This is a genomic window from Serratia nematodiphila DZ0503SBS1 (genome assembly GCF_000738675.1).
Taxonomy (GTDB): Bacteria; Pseudomonadota; Gammaproteobacteria; order Enterobacterales; family Enterobacteriaceae; genus Serratia; species Serratia nematodiphila.
The window spans coordinates 3,305,476-3,323,901 of sequence record NZ_JPUX01000001.1; the positions used below are offsets into that span (position 1 = coordinate 3,305,476).

The window sequence follows — 18,426 nt, forward strand, 5'->3', positions numbered from 1 at the left end:
ATTGAGGTGAGGACATGACGGAACTGGTAAGGGAAAAACTCGATTTGCCGGCGGGCAAAAACAAACTGCTGCTGCATTCGTGCTGCGCGCCCTGTTCCGGCGAGGTGATGGAAGCGATTCAGGCCTCCGGGATCGAGTATGCCATTTTCTTCTATAACCCCAACATTCACCCGCAAAAAGAGTATCTGCTGCGTAAAGAAGAGAACATTCGTTTCGCTGAGCAGCACGGGGTGCCGATTATCGATGCCGATTACGACACCGACAACTGGTTCGCCCGCGCCAAGGGGATGGAGAATGAGCCGGAGCGCGGCATTCGTTGCACCATGTGTTTTGATATGCGTTTCGAGCGCACGGCGCTGTATGCGCATGAGCATGGTTACGACACTATCTCCAGCTCGCTGGGCATCTCGCGCTGGAAGAACATGCAGCAGATCACCGACTGCGGCATCCGCGCGGCGGAAAAGTATCCCGATCTGGTCTACTGGGATTACAACTGGCGCAAGAAGGGCGGTTCGTCGCGCATGATAGAGATCAGCAAGCGCGAACGCTTCTATCAGCAGGAATACTGCGGCTGCGTCTATTCGCTGCGCGACACCAACCTGCACCGTAAGGCGCAAGGGCGGCCGCTGATCAAGCTGGGCGTGCTTTACTATGGCGATGAAGAATAACGCTGACTCACCGAAATTAACCCGCTCCGGCGGGTTTTTTACTTTTTGACGCCTGGCCAAACGTTAATGAAGCGTGTCCCCCCGGCGGTAAAAAAGCAACGGCCAGGTTAATATCCTTATGAGTTTGCTGGTTTTCGCCGCGCATACTGACGATTAAAGCGATAGTTTGCCTTTCGTTATTGAATATGATTGCTATTTGCATTTAAACTTGGCGAACCAGAGGAAACAGAATCATTATGCCGCTAAAAAAGATGTTCCTTAATCGCCGTATATCCGTGCCTTTCGTCTTATCCGTAGGCCTGCACAGCGCCCTGGTGGCGGGATTGCTTTACGCTTCGGTAAAAGAAGTGGTGGAGCTGCCGAAGCCAGAGGACGCGCCGATCAGCGTCATGATGGTCAATACCGCCGCGATGGCCGAACCGCCACCGCCGGCACCGGCCGAACCGGAGCCGCCGCAGGTCGAACCTGAGCCGGAGCCAGAACCGGAACCTATTGTGGAGCCGCCGCCGAAGGCGATTGTGAAGCCGGAGCCGGTCAAGCCGAAACCGAAACCCAAGCCGAAGCCGAAGGTCGAAAAACAGGTGAAACCGGAGCCGAAAAAAGTCGAGCCGCGCGAACCGTCGCCGTTCAACAACGACTCGCCGGCCAAGCCGATCGACAAAGCGCCGGTGAAACAGGCGCCTGCCGCGCCGGTGCAGGGCAACTCGCGCGAGCTCGGCCCAAGGCCGATCAGCCGCGCCAATCCGCTCTATCCGCCGCGGGCCCAGGCTTTACAGATCGAAGGCAGCGTGCGGGTGCAGTTTGATATCGACAGCGACGGGCGCGTCAGCAACGTGCGTATCTTGTCGGCCGAACCGCGCAACATGTTTGAGCGTGAAGTGAAGCAGGCGATGCGCAAATGGCGCTATGAAGCCAAAGAAGCGAAAGATCGCACCGTCACTATCCGCTTCAAGTTGAACGGCACGACCGAATTGAACTGAGTTTGGTCATACCAAAAAGAAAGGGTCGCCTCGGCGACCCTTTTTGCATTTGCAGTGTAGCGTCAGTTTATTCTTCGAAGCCGACGCGGAAATTCATTTTGCCCTCAGGCAGCGCGCGCGAGTTGCCTTCCGCATCGACCGCCACATAGGTGAACACCGCTTCGGTCGCCCGGTAGCGCTGGCCGATCGGGGCGGAAGAGACTTTTTTGACCCACACTTCGATATTGATGGTGATCGAGCTGCGTCCGGTGCGGATGCAGTGCGCATAGCAGCAAACCACGTCGCCTACCGCCACCGGTTTCAGGAAGGTCATGCCGTCTACGCGTACCGTCACTACGCGCCCTTCGGCGATCTCTTTTGCCTGGATGGCGCCGCCGATGTCCATTTGCGACATCAGCCAGCCGCCGAAGATATCACCGTTGGCATTGGTATCGGCCGGCATCGCCAGCGTGCGCAGCACCAGCTCGCCGCTGGGTAAAGGTCGTTGTTGTGTCATAGCAGTCTGCTTTTAAAAGGAGGGAATAACATCATACTGCCCGCGGCAAGCGCCGCAGGCATTAACAATTTTGTAACTATTTTTTCTGTTCTTCCGGCATGTGCCGGTAAATATAGATACCGCTGAGGAGGGTGAAGACCAATGTCAGCACCGTCAGGCCAAAGACTTTGAAATTGACCCAGACGCTTTGCGGCAGCCAGAAGGCGACATAGATATTCGCCAGGCCGCAGGCCAGGAAGAACACCGCCCAGGCCAGGTTGAGGTTGCTCCACACTTTGTCCGGCAGCGTCAGCTCTTTACCCAGCATGCGCTGAACCAGCGGTTTTTTGAGCACCCATTGGCTGATCAGCAGCGCCAGCGCGAACAGCGCGTAAATCACCGTGACCTTCCATTTGATGAACAAATCGTTGTGGAACACCAGCGTCAGGGTGCCGAACACCAGCACCATCAGGAAGGTGATCAGCGTCATCTTCTCGACCTTGCGGTATTTCACCCAGGTGAACACCAGCGCCAGCGCGGTGGCGACAATCAACGCGCCGGAAGCGACGTAAATGTCGTACAGCTTGTAAAAAGCGAAAAAGACAATTAGCGGGAGGAAATCAAGAAACTGCTTCATAAATCAATCCATCATCTGTTCATCGGCCGACTATACCGGATTCGGCGAGCTCTGTGTACCGCCGGGCGTTGCCGATTATCGGCGTTTGGCCGGCGGATTTCTGCCGCGAAAGCAGGAATTTGCATAAACTTACGCAAGAAAGCGCGGGTGCATTGCCAGCGCGGGCCGCAGGCCGCATAGTAAGCGTCATAATAACCAGATAATTTACCGCGGAAAACAGCATGCAGTGGAAACCTCTCCAGGCCCTGACGCCTGGTTTGACGCATTTATTGGGCTATCAACGCAGCTGGCTCAAGCCGGATATTCGCGCCGGTCTTTCCGTCGCCGCCGTGGCCTTGCCGGTGGCTATCGCCTACGCAGAGTTGGCCGGGGTCAGCCCGGTGGTGGGGCTCTATTCCTGCGTCTTGCCGATGGTGGCCTATGCGCTGTTCGGCTCGTCACGCCAGCTGATCGTCGGGCCCGATGCCGCCACCTGTGCGGTGATCGCCGCGGTGGTGACGCCGCTGGCGGCGGGCAATATGGAACGCCATTGGCAATTGACCATTATGATGACCGCCATGATGGGCGGTTGGTGCCTGCTGGCCAGCCGGTTCAAGCTGGGGGCGCTGGCGGATCTGCTGTCGCGGCCGATCCTCAGCGGGCTGCTGAACGGGGTGGCGATCACCATTATCGTCGATCAGATCGGCAAGGTGTTGGGGTTTACGATGCGCCCGGCACAGTTGATCGAGCGCATCTACGCGCTGCCCGGTAACCTGCTGCACAGCGACTGGCTGACGATGGCGGTGTCGTCGCTGACGCTGGTGACGCTGCTTGGATTTAAAAAATGGCGGCCTAATTGGCCGGCGCCGCTGTTCGCTATCGTGCTGGCGGCGTTCGTGACCTGGGCGGGCGGCCTGCAGCAGCATGGCGTGGTGACGGTGGGCGGTTTCAGCGGCGTGCTGCCGATCGTCCAGTGGCCGGACTTCCAGCCCGGTTTGCTGCGCGATATGGTGATCCCGGCGCTTAACCTGGCGGTCGTGAGTTTTGTCAGCATGATGCTCACCGCCCGCAGCTTCGCCGCCAAAAACGGTTATGAGGTGAACGCCGATGCTGAGTTTCGCGCGCTGGGACTGGTGAATATCGTCTCTGCGCTGTCGCAAGGTTTCGCCATCAGCGGCGCAGATTCTCGCACCGCGGTGAATGACGCCAACGGCGGCAAGAGCCAGTTGGTGTCGATCATCGCCGCCGCTGTCATCGCCTTTGTCTTGCTGTTCCTGATGGCGCCGTTGCAGTTTATTCCTGTGGCGGGATTGGGTGTGGTGCTGATGTATGCGGCCTGGTCGCTGCTGGACATCCGCGGCATCTGGATCTTGCGCCGTCGCAACGCGCAGGCGTTCCGCCTGGCGCTGTTTACCTTCCTCAGCGTGCTGTTGGTGGGCGTGATCAGCGGCATCGGGCTGGCGGTGTTGCTGGGGCTGATGCAGTTTCTGCGCACCGTCTTCCGGCCGACGGAACAACTGCTGGGCGTCAATGATGAAGGTATGATCCATTCCATGGGCAATAACAATGGGGTGAAGGCGGTACCTGGCGTCATGATGTATCGCTTCAATTCGCCGCTGACCTATTTCAACGTGGCGTATTTCAAACGCCGTATCCTCAATTTGGTCGACGGCACGCCGTTCCAGCCGCGTTGGGTGGTGGTGGATGCGGTGGCCAGTTTTACCCATGCCGATATCAGCGTGCTGGCGGCTATCGATGAACTGAAACGCGATCTGTTACAGCGTAACGTAAGGCTGGTGCTGGCGGGGCGTCGCACCGAACTGACGCGTTGGTTCCGCATCAACCGCTTAGGACGCGATAAAGAGTTGATTCTGGTGCCGGATCTGTACCTGGCGCTGAAGCTGATTCAGAGTAAGGAGCAGGCGGAAGCCGCCGTGGTGGGGTAAACAAAAAAGGGGCGCGCCGAAGCGTGCCCCTTGGTTTTTGCTTACGCCGGCGTTAGCCGCGCAGCAGCATATACAGCCGGAACAGGTAGATCAACAGCAGGGCGGAGACCAGATTGCTCAACGCGGTCAGCACCACGCTGGCGACGTTCGGCGTCAGCACCGACAGATGGCTCACCAGGAACAGCACCAGCAGCTTGGCCGCCAGCCACAGCATCATCGCCGGCACAATCACGCGCGCATTGGCGAAAGCCAATTTGCTGCTCAGCTTGAGCGAAGCGAACACGCCTTTTTTATCGACGGAGGCGATCACCGGCGCCAGCGCGAAGGCGATAGCCATCAGCACGCCCGGCACCACAAACAGCGTCAGGCCGAGCTGGATCAGCAGGGTGCAGATAAACAGCAGCAGCAGCAGGCGCGGCAAGTCGGGCGCCGAGGCACCGAGCGCGCGCAGGGCGCTGGTGCGTTGCCCTTGCGACACCAGACGGATCAGCGTCAGCATCCCGCCGACCAGCAGCACGTTGCCGACCAGCGCAGAGAAGGTGGCGGCCGCCGACACTTTCAGCAACACCATCTGCTGTTCCGGCGTCATCTGCTGGATCACTTCCTGAATGCCCATGCCGGTAGACGAGGCGAAATCGCTGGTGGTGGCAGCGAGCGTCGCCAACTGTTCGGCATCAGGGCTGAAGGCCTGATTCAGCAGCACGGAGATAAACGCCGTCAACAGCGCCAGCATCAGGATGCTGGCCAGTTGGTTGCGTAAAAAGTTAAAACTGTCACGGTACAAAGCGTTGGCCGTGATAGGCATGCAGACTCCTTGGCGTCGGGAAAACAGAGATAAATCAGTGGGTGATTGTACCCTGTTCCACGCCGCTGTGGCACCCCGCGAATTGCACTACGCCTATTTCTTCAGCGATCGTCGTCTCAGGCAGCGAAAGCGGCAAGGGCACCGGCAACGGCGGCAGGCCGTAGCGTTCCCGGGCGCGATCGCAGGCTTCGTTGCGCAGGCCGTTTTCACCGGACTGATCGAACTCCCTGCACGGGCTGGGCCGATTAAGGTAGATCGAGCAGGAAACGGCTTTACCTATTTCACCGTCCAGCGCGCTGCAGCGGGGGGACTTGCTGTTGGTCCCCTGCATGCAGCGCAGGAACGGGGTCAAAGGCTCTGTTAAGGAAAGGGGAACGGTGCCGCCGCCGTCTTCGGCTTCGGCCCAATAGAATGACACTCGAAAATAACCGCAGCATGCGCCGCAGCTGACACAGGGATTAAGGATTTCGCTCATCTTGATTGCCCACCGACTCCTCACGGCACCAACCAAAACCAACACGGAAAATGAAATTACCTCAGCCGCATTTTTCTCCGCAACAGAAATTTGAACATGTAGATAATTTGCAACAAAATCGATTTTTTGATGCAGATCAATCCTTGATTTATTAGACGGTTAGGTAACCTTGTTTTTAGTAGGATTTTAAATTTTTACACATAAGATGTGATCTCGATGGGATCACAAATACCCGAAAGTAGGTATATTCCCCCTCGAGCGATTAACCACACAAATGGAATGGATAATGAAAAAGACAACTCTGATGGTATTGGCGACGATGATGGCGCCTATGTTGGCAAGTGCGCATCAGGCCGGTGATTTCCTGTTCCGCGCGGGCACCGCGACGGTGCGTCCAAATGCAGGTTCGGACAACGTGCTGGGGTTGGGTTCGCTGGATGCGAAAAACAACACCCAGCTCGGTCTGACCTTCGGTTACATGGTGACGGACAACATCGGCGTTGAGTTGTTGGCCGCAACGCCATTCCGCCACAAGGTTACGCTGGGCGGCACTGATTTGGCGACCGTTCATCAACTGCCGCCTACGCTGATGGCGCAATACTATTTCGGCGACAAGCAGGATAAGCTGCGTCCTTACCTGGGCGTCGGCGTTAACTACACCACTTTCTTTGACGAGAAGTTCAACGACTACGGCAAAAGCGCCGGGTTGAGCGACCTCGATCTGAAAGATTCCTGGGGCGTGGCGGCGCAGGCCGGCCTGGATTACAACCTGGATGAGCACTGGATGCTGAACATGTCGGTGTGGTGGATGAACATCGAAACCAAAACTCGCTTCAACGATGCGAACGGTGGGCACCACAGCTTCGATACGCGTCTGGATCCGTGGGTGTTCATGTTCGGGGCGGGTTACCGCTTCTGATGAAGGCCACAAACAGGGAGGCGTTGCGCCTCCCTGTGTCGGTATTATTTAAGTTGCATCACGTTTTCAACGGATTTCACGCCGGCAACGCCGCGAGTGACCTGCACCGCACGATTGGCGTCATCGCTGGACGTCACGAAACCGCTCAGCTGAACGCGCCCTTTAAAGGTTTCCACGCTGATCTCACGTGACTTGATGTTTTTATCCGCCAGCAGTGCCGATTTCACTTTGGTGGTGATCACCGTGTCATCGATATAACCGCCCGTTCCCTCAGATTTCGCCGTCGGCGCGCAAGCGCTCACCGCGACCGCCACAACGGCTGCCATGCACAAGGCCGAAAGGGTTTTAAAAAGCTTCATAAATTACTCTCCATGCAATGTTATGGTTGAAACTCGTACGGTTTTTCGCCGCAGCGAGCGCATTCCCCAAATCAAACGAAGAAATGCATAGCGAACAAAGTTCATTGTGAGACAAGACCTGCGTTTGTTCAAATTTTTGCTGTAAATAAATGGAACAAACTTTGAGGGGAAACAAGCTGTTAAAGCGAGCGCCGGCGGGGCGCTCGCTGGAGAGGATCACGCCCGGGTGGCGCGCTTCATATTGCTGACGAAGGCCGCCAGCTTGGTCAGCATCTCCGCCGGGTTGGCATGGTGCTGTTCGATGATTTTGACGATGGCCGAGCCGGAGATCGCGCCGGCGGCCCCGGCCTGCAGCGCGGCCTTCACCTGCTCGGGCTCGGAGATGCCGAAGCCCTGCAGCGGCGGCGCGGCGTGATACTCGCGCAGCTTGTTCACCAGGTGATGCAGCGGCAGCTGCGCCCGGCTTTCGGTGCCGGTGACGCCGGCGCGCGACAGCAGGTAGGTATAGCCGCGGCCGTGCGAAGCGATTTCGCGCAGCAGATCGTCATCGGCGTTCGGCGGGCAGATGAAGATTGGTGCGATACCGTGACGAGCGGCGGCGGCGCGGAACGGCGCAGACTCTTCAAACGGCACGTCGGCGACCAGCACCGAATCCACGCCCACTTCGGCGCAGCGTTGGTAAAACCCATCGATGCCTTTATGGAACACCAGATTAGCGTACATCAGCAGGCCGATGGGAATGGTCGGGTGCTTCTGGCGGATGACCGCCAGCATCTCGAAGCACTGGGTCGGCGTGACGCCGGCGGCGAAAGCGCGCAGCGTCGCGCTCTGGATGGTTGGGCCATCCGCCAGCGGATCGGAGAAGGGGATGCCCAGCTCCAGCGCGTCCGCGCCGGCTTCGATCAGGGTGTCGATAATCTGCAGCGACAGCGTCGGATTAGGATCGCCCAGCGTCACGAACGGGACGAAGGCGCCTTCCTTGTTGCTTTCCAGGCGTTTGAACAGTTGCTGATAACGTTCCATCAGATTTCTCCCCGTGCTTTCAAAATGTCGTGAACGGTAAATATGTCTTTGTCGCCGCGGCCGGACAGGTTGACCACCAGGATCTGTTCTTTCTGCGGCGTTTCACGGATCATTTTCAGCGCGTGCGCCAGGGCGTGCGAGGATTCCAGCGCCGGGATGATGCCTTCATGGCGCGACAGCGCCTTGAATGCTTCCAGCGCTTCGTCGTCGGTGATCGACACGTATTCGGCTCGGCCGATGCTGTTCAGGAAGGCGTGCTGCGGCCCGACGGACGGGAAGTCCAACCCGGCGGAGATTGAATAGGATTCTTCAATCTGGCCTTCGGCGGTCTGCATCATCGGCGCTTTCATACCGAAGTAGATGCCGACGTGGCCATGCTTGAGCGGCGCACCGTGCTGGCCGGTCTCGATGCCCAGGCCGGCAGGTTCCACGCCTATAAGCCCAACGTCGGCATCATCGATAAAGTCGGCGAACATGCCGATGGCGTTGGAGCCGCCGCCGACGCAGGCGATGACGGCATCCGGCAGGCGGCCTTCGCGCTCCAGCACCTGCGCTTTGGTTTCTTCGCCGATCATGCGCTGGAATTCACGCACGATGGTGGGGTACGGGTGCGGGCCGGCGGCGGTGCCGAGCATATAGTGGGCGGTTTCATAGCTGCCGGACCAGTCGCGCAGCGCTTCGTTGCAGGCGTCTTTCAGCGTAGCGGAGCCGCTGTGCACCGGGATCACTTCCGCGCCCATCAGCCGCATGCGGAAGACGTTCGGCGACTGGCGCTCAACGTCTTTGGCGCCCATATAGATGCGGCATTTCAGGCCGAGCAGCGCGCAGGCCAGCGCCGACGCGACGCCGTGCTGGCCGGCGCCGGTTTCCGCGATGATCTCGGTTTTGCCCATGCGCTTGGCCAGCAAGGCCTGACCCAGCACCTGGTTGGTCTTGTGTGCGCCGCCGTGCAGCAGGTCTTCACGCTTCAGATAAAGCTTGGTGTTGCTGCCGGCGGTGAGGTTTTTGCACAGCGTCAGCGCCGTCGGGCGGCCCGCGTAGTTCTTCAACAGATCGATAAATTCCGCCTGAAACGCCGGATCGCGCTGGGCGCTGACAAAGGCTTCTTCCAGTTGTTTCAGGGCCGGCATCAGAATTTGCGGCACGTATTGGCCACCAAATTCGCCGAAGTAGGGGTTAAGCAGCGTCATGAGAGTTCCCGTTATTATCCGTTATTAATATAGAGCCGTATTCAGTAGGCGCGCAGGGTCTGGAAGACCGAGGCCAGGCGCGCGGGATCTTTGATGCCCGGTTCGCTTTCCACGCCGGAGTTGAAGTCCAGCCCGGCGCAGCCGAGCTTGGCCGCTTCGACGCAGTTGTCGGCGCGCAGGCCGCCCGCCAGCATCACGTTAGTCAGATCTTCGCCTTGCAATACCGACCAGTCGAAGCGTTGGCCGGTGCCGCCGGCGCCGTTGTCGAGCAGGTAGCGATCGACATGCTGCAGATCGCGCGCCGGCACCCGATCTTTCACGCTCAGCGCTTTCCAGATGCGGCAATCGGCCGGCAAACGGGCGCGCAGGGCGCTGATATAGGCCTGGTCTTCCGCGCCGTGCAGTTGCACCGCATGCAGCCCGAGGCGCTCAACGGTCAACGCCACGGTATCGAGCTGGGCGTCGCAGAACACGCCGACATACTTCAGCGGCGCGCCGGAGATCACTTCGCGGGCGCGGGTGATGTCCACATAGCGCGGCGAACGGCCAACGAAAATCAGCCCGCCGTAGATGGCGCCGGCCTGATAGGCGGCGGCGGCGTCCTGCGGACGGGTCAGGCCGCACACTTTGTTGTCGCCCAGGATCACGCGGCGCACGGCGGCGCGCAGATCGGGTTCCGACATCAGCGCGCTGCCGATCAGGAAGCCGTTGGCGTAATGGCTCAGTTCGCGGATCTGCCCATAGCTGTTGATGCCTGACTCGCTGATCACCGTCACGCCATGCGGCACGCGCGGCGCCAGCTGGCGGGTGCGGTTCAGATCGATGCTCAGATCGCGCAGATCGCGGTTGTTGATGCCGACCACGCGCGCTTCCAGCGCGATCGCGCGCTGCAGTTCTTCTTCACTGATCACTTCGGTCAGCACGCCCATATTCAGGCTGTGGGCTACCGCCGCCAACTGGCGATACTGGTCGTCGGTCAACACCGACAGCATCAGCAGGACGGCATCGGCCTGATAGTAGCGCGCCAGGTAAATCTGATACGGATCGATGATAAAGTCTTTGCACAACACCGGTTGGCTGACGGTTTTACTGACCAGCGGCAGGAAATCGAAGCTGCCCTGGAAGTATTTCTCGTCGGTCAGCACCGAGATCGCCGAGGCGAAATCTTTATACACCGTGGCGATCTCTACCGGATCAAAGTTCTCGCGAATCAGCCCTTTGGAAGGCGAAGCCTTCTTGCATTCGAGAATGAAAGCCGTCCGGGTGCCCTGCAGCGCGTGATAAAAGCTGCGTTCGCTCGGCACGATGTCGTTCTGAAAGCCGGCCAGGGGCTGTTGCTGTTGTCGCGCCGCGATCCATTGCGCTTTGTCGCGGACAATCTTGTGTAGCACGGTTTCCTGCATCATTTATCCTCTTGCCGCCAGTGCGATGACACGCTCATAAGCCTGCCCGCTGTTGATCATATCCAGTGCCTGCCGCGCATTTTGGCGCAGGTCTTCATGTCCGAATAACTTCAGAAGCAACGCGACGTTGGCCGCGACCGCCGCGGCGTGCGCCGGCTCGCCTTTACCTTGTAACAGCCGCGCCAAAATGTCACGGTTTTCTTCCGGCGTGCCGCCCAGCAAGGCTTCCAGCGGATAGGTTTCTAATCCGAAGGACTGCGGCGTGAGCTGGTAGCTGCTGATTTCGCCGTTGTTCAATTCCGCCACGTGCGTCGGGGCGTGGATCGCCACCTCGTCCATGCCGCCGCCGTGAACCACCGCCGCACGCTGATAACCCAGCACGCGCAGGGTTTCGGCGATCGGCAGCACCAGTTCCGGGCTGTAAACGCCGATCAGCGCCAGCGGCGGGCGCGCCGGGTTGATCAGCGGGCCCAGCACGTTGAACAGCGTGCGGGTTTTCAGCTGCTGGCGCACCGGCATGGCGTGACGAAAACCGGTGTGGTACTGCGGCGCGAACAGGAAGCACACGCCGAGATCGTCCAGCGCCTTGCGCGCTTCTTCCGCCGGCAGATCCAGGCGGATGCCGAACGCCGCCAGCAGATCCGAAGAGCCGGAACGGCTGGAGACGCTGCGGTTGCCGTGTTTGGCGATCTTCGCGCCGCACGCCGCCGCCACGAAGGCGCTGGCGGTGGAAATATTGATGCTGTTGGTGCCGTCGCCGCCGGTGCCGACGATATCGGCGAACAGATAGTCAGGGCGCGGGAACGGCTGAGCGTCGTCAAGCAGCGCTTTGGCGGCGCCGGCGATCTCTTCCGGGCGCTCGCCGCGGACTTTCATGCTGATCAACGCCGCCGCCAGTTGGCTCGGCTCCAGCTCGCCGCGCACGATGGCGCTGAACAGCTGTTGGCTTTCCTGCTGGCTCATCGACTCGGCGCGGTACAGTTTCTCAAGAATAGGTTGCATCGTCGTGTTCCTTATATTACTTCGCCAGCGCCCAGGCCAGGGTCTGCTCAAGCAGGCGCGCGCCGTGGGTGGTCAGAATCGATTCCGGGTGGAACTGGAAGCCGCACACGCGGCGGCGGTCGTCGCGCACCGCCATCACCATTTCGCCGAAACGGGCGTTGACGGTGAGATCGGCCGGGATATTGCTGCCGACCAGCGAATGGTAGCGCGCCACCGGCAGCGGATTGGCCATGCCGGCGAACATGCCTTCGCCATCGTGAGCGATCGCCGAGGCTTTGCCGTGCAGGATCTCGCCCGCCTGGCCGACCTGGCCGCCATAGGCTTCGACGATCGCCTGGTGGCCGAGGCAGATGCCGATGATCGGCAGTTGGCCGCGCAGGCGTTGCAGCAGTTCCGGCATACAGCCCGCTTCGGAAGGGGCGCCAGGGCCGGGCGACAGCATCAGCACCGGCTGTTCCATCTGTTGCAGACGCTCGATGATCACCTCGGCGGCGATCTGATTACGGTAAATCACCACCTGGTGGCCGCTGGCGCGCAGCTGATCGACCAGGTTGTAGGTAAAGGAATCGACGTTGTCGAGCAGCAGGATATCGGCCATCAGAACACCTCCTTGGCATGGTGCGCAGTGGCGATGGCGCGCAGCACGGCACGGGCTTTATTACGGGTTTCGTCGGCTTCCGCCTGCGGGATGGAATCCAGCACCACGCCGGCGCCGGCCTGCACGGTGGCGATGCCGTCTTCAACGTAGGCGGAGCGAATGACGATGCAGGTATCCAGATCGCCGGTGGCGGTGAAGTAGCCCACCGCGCCGCCGTAGCTGCCGCGGCGCGTGCCTTCGGAGGCGGCGATCAGCTGCATCGCCCGCACTTTCGGCGCGCCGCTGAGGGTGCCCATGTTCATGCAGGCCTGGTAGGCGTGCAGCACGTCGAGATCGGCGCGCAGGGTGCCCACCACGCGGGAAACCAGATGCATGACGAACGAATAGCGGTCTACTTTGGTCAGGTCGGCCACGTAGCGGCTGCCGGCCTGGCAGATGCGCGCCAGATCGTTGCGCGCCAGATCGACCAGCATCAGGTGCTCGGCAAGCTCTTTGTGGTCGGTGCGCATTTCCAGCTCGATGCGGCTGTCGAGATCCAAATCCAGCGACCCATCGGCACGGCGGCCGCGCGGGCGGGTGCCGGCGATCGGGTAGATTTCGATTTGGCGATTGCCCGCATCGTATTTCAGCGCGCTCTCCGGCGAAGCGCCGAACAGGGTGAAGTCATCATCCTGCATGAAGAACATGTACGGGCTGGGGTTGTTGTCTTTTAAGGTTTGGTAGGCCGCCAGCGGCGCCGGGCATGGCAGGGAAAAACGGCGCGACGGCACCACCTGGAAAATCTCGCCGTGGCGGATCGCTTCCTGCAGCTCGCTGACTACCGCGCCGTACTCTTCGTCGCTCTGGTTACAGCTCAGCTGCATGTTCTCCAGCTTTTGGTGCGGGATCGGCTGCGGGGGTTGTTGCAACTCGGCCTGCAGCTGTTCCAGACGCTGCTGCAGGCGCTGTGTCTCGCTCGTTTGTTCGCTGAAGACGCTGGCCTGCAGGCGGGCCGAGCCGCGCTGGTGATCCAGCACCAGCAGAGTTTCCGCCAGATAGAAGCAGAAGTCCGGGCAGCGTTGATCCTGGCGCAGCGCCGGCAGGTTTTCAAAACCGGCGACCAAATCATAGGCGAACAGGCCGCCCAGCATCACGGCTTCGCGCTCGTCCGCCGGAGAGTCGACCAGCGTCAGCAGCGTGCGCAGCGCGTCGAACACCGACAGTGAACGCAGGCGGGCGTCTTCGTCCTGCACCGCGTCGATCGCCGGGAAGGTCAGTTCGCGGCCGTTGGGGCGTGCCTGATTGCGCACTTGGGGCGGCAGCGCTTCGTCCAGCAGCGGCAGCAGCGCCGCGCCGTTGGCGGTCAGCGCCTGCACGCTGACGGTGTGGCCCAGTGCGGTAATGCGCAGCGCGCTGTCGATCACCAGCAGGCTCTGCAGATTCTGTTTGCTGTTGATTTCCGCCGACTCCAGCAGCAGGGTGGCCGGACGGGCGCCGCACAGCTGGTGGAAAAGGGTGGTGGGATCGCCCCGGTAGCTGGCTTGCGCCTTCAGCAATGTCAGTTGTGGTTTGGTGTTCATCATCGGTGGTTCCAGTGAATTCTGTCCATAAAAAAGCCCGCATCAGGTGCGGGCTCAGGAAATCTGCATTGTCAGATGACAGCTATGCGCGATTACACCGCCCGCAAGAGGGAGGTACGCCACCAACCGTGAAGAGAAATGTATGTGTTCATTTGCAGACTCTCTTTGTTAACTCTCATCCGACACGGCCGTTGCCGTGAACTTGTGTACTAGTTAACTGGTTCGCGAAGGCAAAGTCAACCCTCTTTTTGCACAATGTTTTAGCGGTCAGCGTGAATTCTATTCATCGTCTGCCTGGCGCAGAATAGATTTCCGTCCGGCCGCCGATCGCGGGTATGATAGAAAACCAAGCCATTGCCGGATAGCCGTTTTGACAGACAGTAACCCCCCATCCATCGCTTTTACTCTGTACGACCTCCACAGCCACACGACCGCCTCCGACGGCTACCTGACGCCGACGCAGCTGGTGCTGCGGGCGGTAGAGATGCGCGTGGGCGTGCTGGCGATCACCGATCACGACACCACCGCAGGCTTGGCTGAGGCCGCCGCCGCCATTGCGGAGCAGGCGTTGCCGCTGCGGCTGGTCAACGGGGTGGAAATCTCGACGCTGTGGGAAAATCATGAAATTCATATCGTTGGGTTGGGCATGGACGTCGCGCACCCGGCGCTGGTGGCGCTATTGGCGGAACAAACCGAACGTCGCAACCGGCGGGCGCAGGAGATCGGCGCGCGTCTGGGTAAAGCGCGCATTCCCGACGCCTATGCCGGCGCCCAGCGGTTAGCGGGGGCCGGTGCGGTGACCCGCGGCCATTTCGCCCGTTACCTGGTGGAGATTGGCGTGGCGGACAACATGGCGCAGGTGTTCAAGAAATATCTGGCCAAAGGCAAAACCGGCTACGTGCCGCCGCAGTGGTGTACAATAGAACAAGCCATTGATGCGATTCATCAATCGGGCGGCCAGGCGGTGATAGCGCATCCCGGCCGTTACGATCTGACCGCGAAGTGGTTGAAACGTTTGCTGGCGCATTTCGCCGAACACGGCGGCGACGCCATGGAAGTGGCGCAGTGTCAGCAGGCGCCGCATGAGCGCTCGCAGTTGGCGAAATACGCCCAGGACTACCGCCTGTTGGCCTCGCAAGGATCTGATTTTCATCAGCCTTGTTCGTGGATCGAACTGGGCCGCAAACTGTGGCTGCCGGGCGGGGTCGAGCCGGTGTGGCGCGATTGGCCGCAGCCTGGCGAGGCGGTCTGATTTTTCGCGCGTGGCAACGCGCGCGGGCATCATTTTTAGGAGCAAGTCATGAGTCAGCTTTTTTATATTCACCCGGACAACCCACAGCCGCGTTTGATTAACCAGGCGGTTGAGGTGCTGCGCAAGGGCGGGGTGATCGTTTATCCCACCGATTCCGGCTACGCGCTGGGTTGCATGTTGGAGGAGAAGGCGGCGATGGAACGCATTTGCCGCATCCGTCAGTTGGACGGCAACCACAATTTCACCCTGATGTGCCGCGATCTGTCCGAGTTGTCGACTTATGCGCACGTCGATAATACGGCGTTCCGCCTGATTAAAAACAATACGCCGGGCAACTACACCTTCATTCTGAAAGCGACCAAAGAAGTGCCGCGCCGCCTGATGAATGAAAAGCGCAAAACCATCGGCCTGCGCGTGCCGTCGAACCCGATCGCATTGGCGCTGCTGGAGGCGCTGAACGAACCGATGATGTCCACCACCCTGATGCTGCCGGGCAATGATTTTGCCGAGTCCGATCCGGAAGAGATCAACGATCATTTGGGCAAGGTGGTCGATCTGGTGATCCACGGCGGCTTCCTCGGCCAACAGCCGACCACGGTGATCGATCTGACCGAATCCTCGCCGGAAGTGGTGCGTGAGGGGGCGGGCGACGCGGCGCCTTTCCGTTGATGTCAATTGTTGCCACCTTGCCCATTGTCTGAAAATCGGCTGAAGCGACGCTATTTCGCGTGAAAGCCGCTATTCTTGAAGACTTCAGAATTGATAATGGGCAGGATGCGCAGCAATGATTAAACAGGTTTCTTTTTTAGCGGCCTTATTATTTTCCTCAATGGCAAATGCGGGGTTTTATTCGGGCAGTGGTCTGCTGGCGGAATCCAGCGGTTACGTAAAAAATAAAAGCGGTGAAGCCACCGTGGCCGAAGCGCTGAATGGCGGCATGTTCATGGGATACGTCGCCGGCGTATTCGATACTTATTCCATGCAGGGCAATCGCAATATCTGCCCGGAAGCCGGGATGAGCATCGGCGTAGCCGCCGACGCGGTGATGCAGTATTTGAACGAGCATCCTGAGCAACTGCATTATTCCGCACCGTCGGTGATCATGCTGGCGTTAAGTGCCGCCTATCCCTGCGTGCGTCATTAAGTTCCCATTCCAATTAGTGCGCATTTTTTCATAAGATGCGCCCAGGGGGCTTTCCGCACGAACTTCAATAGATCAATACTTGCTGCGCTGTCACCTTATCCCCGTCGGTATTCCCCGAACGGGTCGGGGAGAGACGCGCAGGAGGTAATATGACCGCATTTCACAGTGCCAACATGATACTCGACTATCAGGATGTCGGCTCAGGGCCGCTCACGTTGGTGTTGCTGCCCGGCTGGTGCGAACCGAAAACCGTGTTTGAGCCGTTCATCGCTCTGGCGGCCGAACGCTATCGGGTGATCAGCATCGACTGGCGCGGCCATGGCCTGTCGTCAAAAGCCACGGAGATGTCGCTGACGGCGGACGACTTGCTGGAGGATGTGCGCCAACTTCTGACGGCGCTGTGTCTGGATAACGCGGTCACTCTGTCGGTGGCGCACGCCAGCTGGCTGGCGGTAGCGTTGGCCGAAGCGTTGCCGCAACGGGTACGGGGCATGGTGTTTCTCGACTGGATCATGACGCGGCCGGAGCCGGCGTTCTTTACGGCGGTGAGCCGCATGCAGCAACCGCAGCAGTGGCTGGCGGCACGCGACGCCTTGTTCGACTTTTGGCAGGGCGGTATCCGCCACGATCGGGTCAAACGCCATCTGGAGGTCGAGATGGCGCAGGAGGATTACCGGCTTTGGCGTGCCGCCGGGGTGGCCATCGAACAGGCCTACCGGCAATTCGGCTCGCCGCTGCAACGCCTGGCGGGCATGAGCGCGCCGCCGCCGTGCCGGCACATCTACTCGTTGGATCGCCGCGACGACTACCTGCGGCAACAGCAGGCATTTGCCGCCGAGCAGCCGTTTTTCTCCGTGGTGCGTCTAGGGGAGGCCCGCACTCACCTCGGTATTCTGGAACGGCCTGACGCGGTGCTGTGGGCAGTGGAGGATTTTTTGGCGCCGTGAACGCCGCCTGTGGGGGCCACCGCCGATAAAGTGGGTTTCAACACCTTAGAAAGCCTGTATAATACGCGGTTCGATCCTGATAAACGTATTATTACCGTGGTGGCGATTGGCCGCGGCGGTTATCCCCCCGACGCCTGTGAAGGCGACATTAGAGGTTGCTCAATGAGCGAAAAGTTACAGAAAGTTTTAGCGCGCGCCGGGCATGGCTCGCGTCGTGAAATCGAAACCATGATTGAAGCCGGGCGCGTCAGCGTCGACGGCAAGGTCGCCAAGCTGGGCGATCGCGTTGAAGTGACCCCGGCGATGAAAATTCGTCTGGACGGTCATGTCCTGTCGATCAAAGAGTCCGAAGAGGTGGTTTGCCGGGTGCTGGCTTACTACAAACCGGAAGGCGAGCTGTGTACCCGCAGCGATCCTGAAGGCCGCCCGACGGTGTTCGATCGCCTGCCGAAGCTGCGCGGTTCGCGCTGGGTGGCGGTAGGGCGCCTGGACGTCAACACCTCCGGTCTGCTGCTGTTCACTACCGATGGTGAACTGGCCAACCGTCTGATGCACCCGAGCCGTGAAGTGGAGCGCGAATACGCGGTGCGCGTGTTCGGCCAGGTCGACGATGCGAAAGTGAAGCAGCTGAGCAAAGGCGTGCAATTGGAAGACGGCCCGGCCGCATTCCGCACCATCAGCTTCCAGGGCGGTGAAGGCCTCAATCAGTGGTACAACGTGACCCTGACCGAAGGCCGCAACCGTGAAGTGCGTCGCCTGTGGGAAGCGGTGGGCGTGCAGGTGAGCCGCCTGATCCGCGTGCGTTACGGCGACATTGATCTGCCGAAAGGCCTGCCGCGCGGCGGCTGGGCCGAACTGGATCTGCCGGCGATCAACTACCTGCGCGAGCTGGTGGAGTTGAAACCGGAAACGGTCAGCAAAATGCCGGTGGAGCGTGAGCGCCGCCGCGTGAAGGCCAACCAGATCCGCCGCGCGGTCAAGCGCCACTCGCAGGTGGCCGGCAGCGGCCGCCGCAGTGCGCCAGGCAGCAAACCAGGCAAGCCAAGCAAACGCAGCTAATCCCGC

The 18,426-nt window shown here is 60.0% G+C and carries 18 protein-coding genes, 1 pseudogene and 1 other annotated feature; of the genes and pseudogenes, 9 read left to right on the plus strand and 10 right to left on the minus strand.

All coding sequences use genetic code 11. The features are described from left to right. Positions 1 to 14 precede the first annotated feature (14 nt). Positions 15 to 668: an epoxyqueuosine reductase QueH gene (locus JL05_RS15295; protein ID WP_015378073.1), complete on the plus strand. Its 654-nt coding sequence runs from the start codon at positions 15 to 17 to the stop codon at positions 666 to 668. Positions 669 to 904: 236 nt separating this feature from the next. Next, positions 905 to 1,648 (plus strand): TonB system transport protein TonB, encoded by a 744-nt coding sequence (gene tonB / locus JL05_RS15300; RefSeq protein ID WP_033632889.1) that lies wholly within the window; start codon positions 905 to 907, stop codon positions 1,646 to 1,648. Between the two features lie 67 nt (positions 1,649 to 1,715). Here the strand turns inward: tonB and yciA are convergent, their stop codons facing one another. Together yciA and JL05_RS15310 are read right to left on the minus strand one after the other, a co-directional pair. Further along, positions 1,716 to 2,144, minus strand: coding sequence for an acyl-CoA thioester hydrolase YciA (gene yciA, locus JL05_RS15305; protein ID WP_004932085.1), 429 nt, complete (start codon positions 2,142 to 2,144; stop codon positions 1,716 to 1,718). A 76-nt stretch (positions 2,145 to 2,220) separates the two neighbouring features. Then, positions 2,221 to 2,760 carry a septation protein A gene (locus tag JL05_RS15310; RefSeq protein ID WP_004932082.1) on the minus strand — a complete coding sequence of 180 codons (540 nt, stop codon included), beginning with the start codon at positions 2,758 to 2,760 and terminating at the stop codon, positions 2,221 to 2,223. A gap of 221 nt (positions 2,761 to 2,981) precedes the next feature. Between JL05_RS15310 and JL05_RS15315 the strand changes: the two genes are divergently transcribed. Next, positions 2,982 to 4,685 (plus strand): SulP family inorganic anion transporter, encoded by a 1,704-nt coding sequence (locus JL05_RS15315; protein WP_033632891.1) that lies wholly within the window; start codon positions 2,982 to 2,984, stop codon positions 4,683 to 4,685. Positions 4,686 to 4,737: 52 nt separating this feature from the next. Here the strand turns inward: JL05_RS15315 and JL05_RS15320 are convergent, their stop codons facing one another. Next, positions 4,738 to 5,490: a YciC family protein gene (locus tag JL05_RS15320; protein ID WP_004932079.1), complete on the minus strand. Its 753-nt coding sequence runs from the start codon at positions 5,488 to 5,490 to the stop codon at positions 4,738 to 4,740. 34 nt (positions 5,491 to 5,524) lie between these two features. Continuing rightward, positions 5,525 to 5,965, minus strand: coding sequence for a YkgJ family cysteine cluster protein (locus JL05_RS15325; RefSeq protein WP_033632893.1), 441 nt, complete (start codon positions 5,963 to 5,965; stop codon positions 5,525 to 5,527). A 286-nt stretch (positions 5,966 to 6,251) separates the two neighbouring features. Here JL05_RS15325 and ompW point away from each other — a divergent pair, with 286 nt between their 5' ends. Beyond that, positions 6,252 to 6,884 (plus strand): outer membrane protein OmpW, encoded by a 633-nt coding sequence (gene ompW, locus JL05_RS15330; RefSeq protein WP_016927514.1) that lies wholly within the window; start codon positions 6,252 to 6,254, stop codon positions 6,882 to 6,884. Between the two features lie 44 nt (positions 6,885 to 6,928). Here the strand turns inward: ompW and JL05_RS15335 are convergent, their stop codons facing one another. The 6 genes and pseudogenes from JL05_RS15335 to JL05_RS15365 form a co-directional block, all read right to left on the minus strand. Further along, on the minus strand, positions 6,929 to 7,243 hold the full coding sequence (locus JL05_RS15335) for a BON domain-containing protein (protein WP_004932073.1): 315 nt from the start codon (positions 7,241 to 7,243) through the stop codon (positions 6,929 to 6,931). Positions 7,244 to 7,459: 216 nt separating this feature from the next. After that, a complete protein-coding gene (gene trpA, locus JL05_RS15340) occupies positions 7,460 to 8,266 on the minus strand; it encodes a tryptophan synthase subunit alpha (RefSeq protein WP_033632895.1) in 807 nt (268 codons plus the stop codon). After that, positions 8,266 to 9,456, minus strand: a complete 1,191-nt coding sequence (gene trpB / locus JL05_RS15345) for a tryptophan synthase subunit beta (RefSeq protein ID WP_016927517.1) — start codon at positions 9,454 to 9,456, stop codon at positions 8,266 to 8,268. Before trpB ends, trpA begins: the two co-directional genes overlap by 1 nt. Positions 9,457 to 9,497: 41 nt before the next feature. Continuing rightward, positions 9,498 to 10,859, minus strand: a complete 1,362-nt coding sequence (gene trpCF / locus JL05_RS15350; protein WP_172402668.1) for a bifunctional indole-3-glycerol-phosphate synthase TrpC/phosphoribosylanthranilate isomerase TrpF — start codon at positions 10,857 to 10,859, stop codon at positions 9,498 to 9,500. 3 nt (positions 10,860 to 10,862) lie between these two features. Then, a pseudogene (gene trpD / locus JL05_RS25760) lies at positions 10,863 to 12,459 on the minus strand (bifunctional anthranilate synthase glutamate amidotransferase component TrpG/anthranilate phosphoribosyltransferase TrpD). Continuing rightward, positions 12,459 to 14,021: an anthranilate synthase component 1 gene (locus JL05_RS15365; protein ID WP_033632897.1), complete on the minus strand. Its 1,563-nt coding sequence runs from the start codon at positions 14,019 to 14,021 to the stop codon at positions 12,459 to 12,461. The pseudogene trpD and the gene JL05_RS15365 overlap by 1 nt, the downstream one beginning before the upstream one ends. Positions 14,022 to 14,045: 24 nt before the next feature. Further along, positions 14,046 to 14,149: a sequence feature (Trp leader region), on the minus strand. A gap of 239 nt (positions 14,150 to 14,388) precedes the next feature. Between JL05_RS15365 and rnm the strand changes: the two genes are divergently transcribed. The 5 genes from rnm to rluB all read left to right on the plus strand — a co-directional run bounded on the left by rnm (position 14,389) and on the right by rluB (position 18,420). Continuing rightward, positions 14,389 to 15,270: an RNase RNM gene (gene rnm / locus JL05_RS15370; RefSeq protein WP_033632898.1), complete on the plus strand. Its 882-nt coding sequence runs from the start codon at positions 14,389 to 14,391 to the stop codon at positions 15,268 to 15,270. Between the two features lie 48 nt (positions 15,271 to 15,318). Then, positions 15,319 to 15,939, plus strand: a complete 621-nt coding sequence (locus JL05_RS15375; RefSeq protein ID WP_004932058.1) for an L-threonylcarbamoyladenylate synthase — start codon at positions 15,319 to 15,321, stop codon at positions 15,937 to 15,939. A 115-nt stretch (positions 15,940 to 16,054) separates the two neighbouring features. Next, complete coding sequence (locus JL05_RS15380) at positions 16,055 to 16,414, plus strand: Rap1a/Tai family immunity protein (RefSeq protein ID WP_004932057.1); 360 nt, start codon at positions 16,055 to 16,057, stop codon at positions 16,412 to 16,414. 149 nt (positions 16,415 to 16,563) lie between these two features. After that, positions 16,564 to 17,361 carry an alpha/beta fold hydrolase gene (locus tag JL05_RS15385; protein ID WP_033632899.1) on the plus strand — a complete coding sequence of 266 codons (798 nt, stop codon included), beginning with the start codon at positions 16,564 to 16,566 and terminating at the stop codon, positions 17,359 to 17,361. Positions 17,362 to 17,523: 162 nt separating this feature from the next. Beyond that, positions 17,524 to 18,420 (plus strand): 23S rRNA pseudouridine(2605) synthase RluB, encoded by an 897-nt coding sequence (gene rluB, locus JL05_RS15390; RefSeq protein WP_015378049.1) that lies wholly within the window; start codon positions 17,524 to 17,526, stop codon positions 18,418 to 18,420. Positions 18,421 to 18,426 lie beyond the last annotated feature (6 nt).

Excerpts from the sequence above, each read along its gene's own strand:
- rluB (WP_015378049.1), top strand. The coding sequence starts at position 17,524 with ATGAGCGAAAAGTTACAGAAAGTTTTAGCGCGCGCCGGGCATGGCTCG.
- JL05_RS15385 (WP_033632899.1), top strand. The coding sequence starts at position 16,564 with ATGACCGCATTTCACAGTGCCAACATGATACTCGACTATCAGGATGTC.
- trpA (WP_033632895.1), bottom strand. The coding sequence starts at position 8,266 with ATGGAACGTTATCAGCAACTGTTCAAACGCCTGGAAAGCAACAAGGAA.
- JL05_RS15310 (WP_004932082.1), bottom strand. The coding sequence starts at position 2,760 with ATGAAGCAGTTTCTTGATTTCCTCCCGCTAATTGTCTTTTTCGCTTTT.
- trpB (WP_016927517.1), bottom strand. The coding sequence starts at position 9,456 with ATGACGCTGCTTAACCCCTACTTCGGCGAATTTGGTGGCCAATACGTG.
- tonB (WP_033632889.1), top strand. The coding sequence starts at position 905 with ATGCCGCTAAAAAAGATGTTCCTTAATCGCCGTATATCCGTGCCTTTC.
- ompW (WP_016927514.1), top strand. The coding sequence starts at position 6,252 with ATGAAAAAGACAACTCTGATGGTATTGGCGACGATGATGGCGCCTATG.
- JL05_RS15335 (WP_004932073.1), bottom strand. The coding sequence starts at position 7,243 with ATGAAGCTTTTTAAAACCCTTTCGGCCTTGTGCATGGCAGCCGTTGTG.
- yciA (WP_004932085.1), bottom strand. The coding sequence starts at position 2,144 with ATGACACAACAACGACCTTTACCCAGCGGCGAGCTGGTGCTGCGCACG.
- JL05_RS15375 (WP_004932058.1), top strand. The coding sequence starts at position 15,319 with ATGAGTCAGCTTTTTTATATTCACCCGGACAACCCACAGCCGCGTTTG.
- JL05_RS15315 (WP_033632891.1), top strand. The coding sequence starts at position 2,982 with ATGCAGTGGAAACCTCTCCAGGCCCTGACGCCTGGTTTGACGCATTTA.
- JL05_RS15295 (WP_015378073.1), top strand. The coding sequence starts at position 15 with ATGACGGAACTGGTAAGGGAAAAACTCGATTTGCCGGCGGGCAAAAAC.
- JL05_RS15365 (WP_033632897.1), bottom strand. The coding sequence starts at position 14,021 with ATGATGAACACCAAACCACAACTGACATTGCTGAAGGCGCAAGCCAGC.
- JL05_RS15325 (WP_033632893.1), bottom strand. The coding sequence starts at position 5,965 with ATGAGCGAAATCCTTAATCCCTGTGTCAGCTGCGGCGCATGCTGCGGT.
- trpCF (WP_172402668.1), bottom strand. The coding sequence starts at position 10,859 with ATGCAGGAAACCGTGCTACACAAGATTGTCCGCGACAAAGCGCAATGG.
- JL05_RS15380 (WP_004932057.1), top strand. The coding sequence starts at position 16,055 with ATGATTAAACAGGTTTCTTTTTTAGCGGCCTTATTATTTTCCTCAATG.
- JL05_RS15320 (WP_004932079.1), bottom strand. The coding sequence starts at position 5,490 with ATGCCTATCACGGCCAACGCTTTGTACCGTGACAGTTTTAACTTTTTA.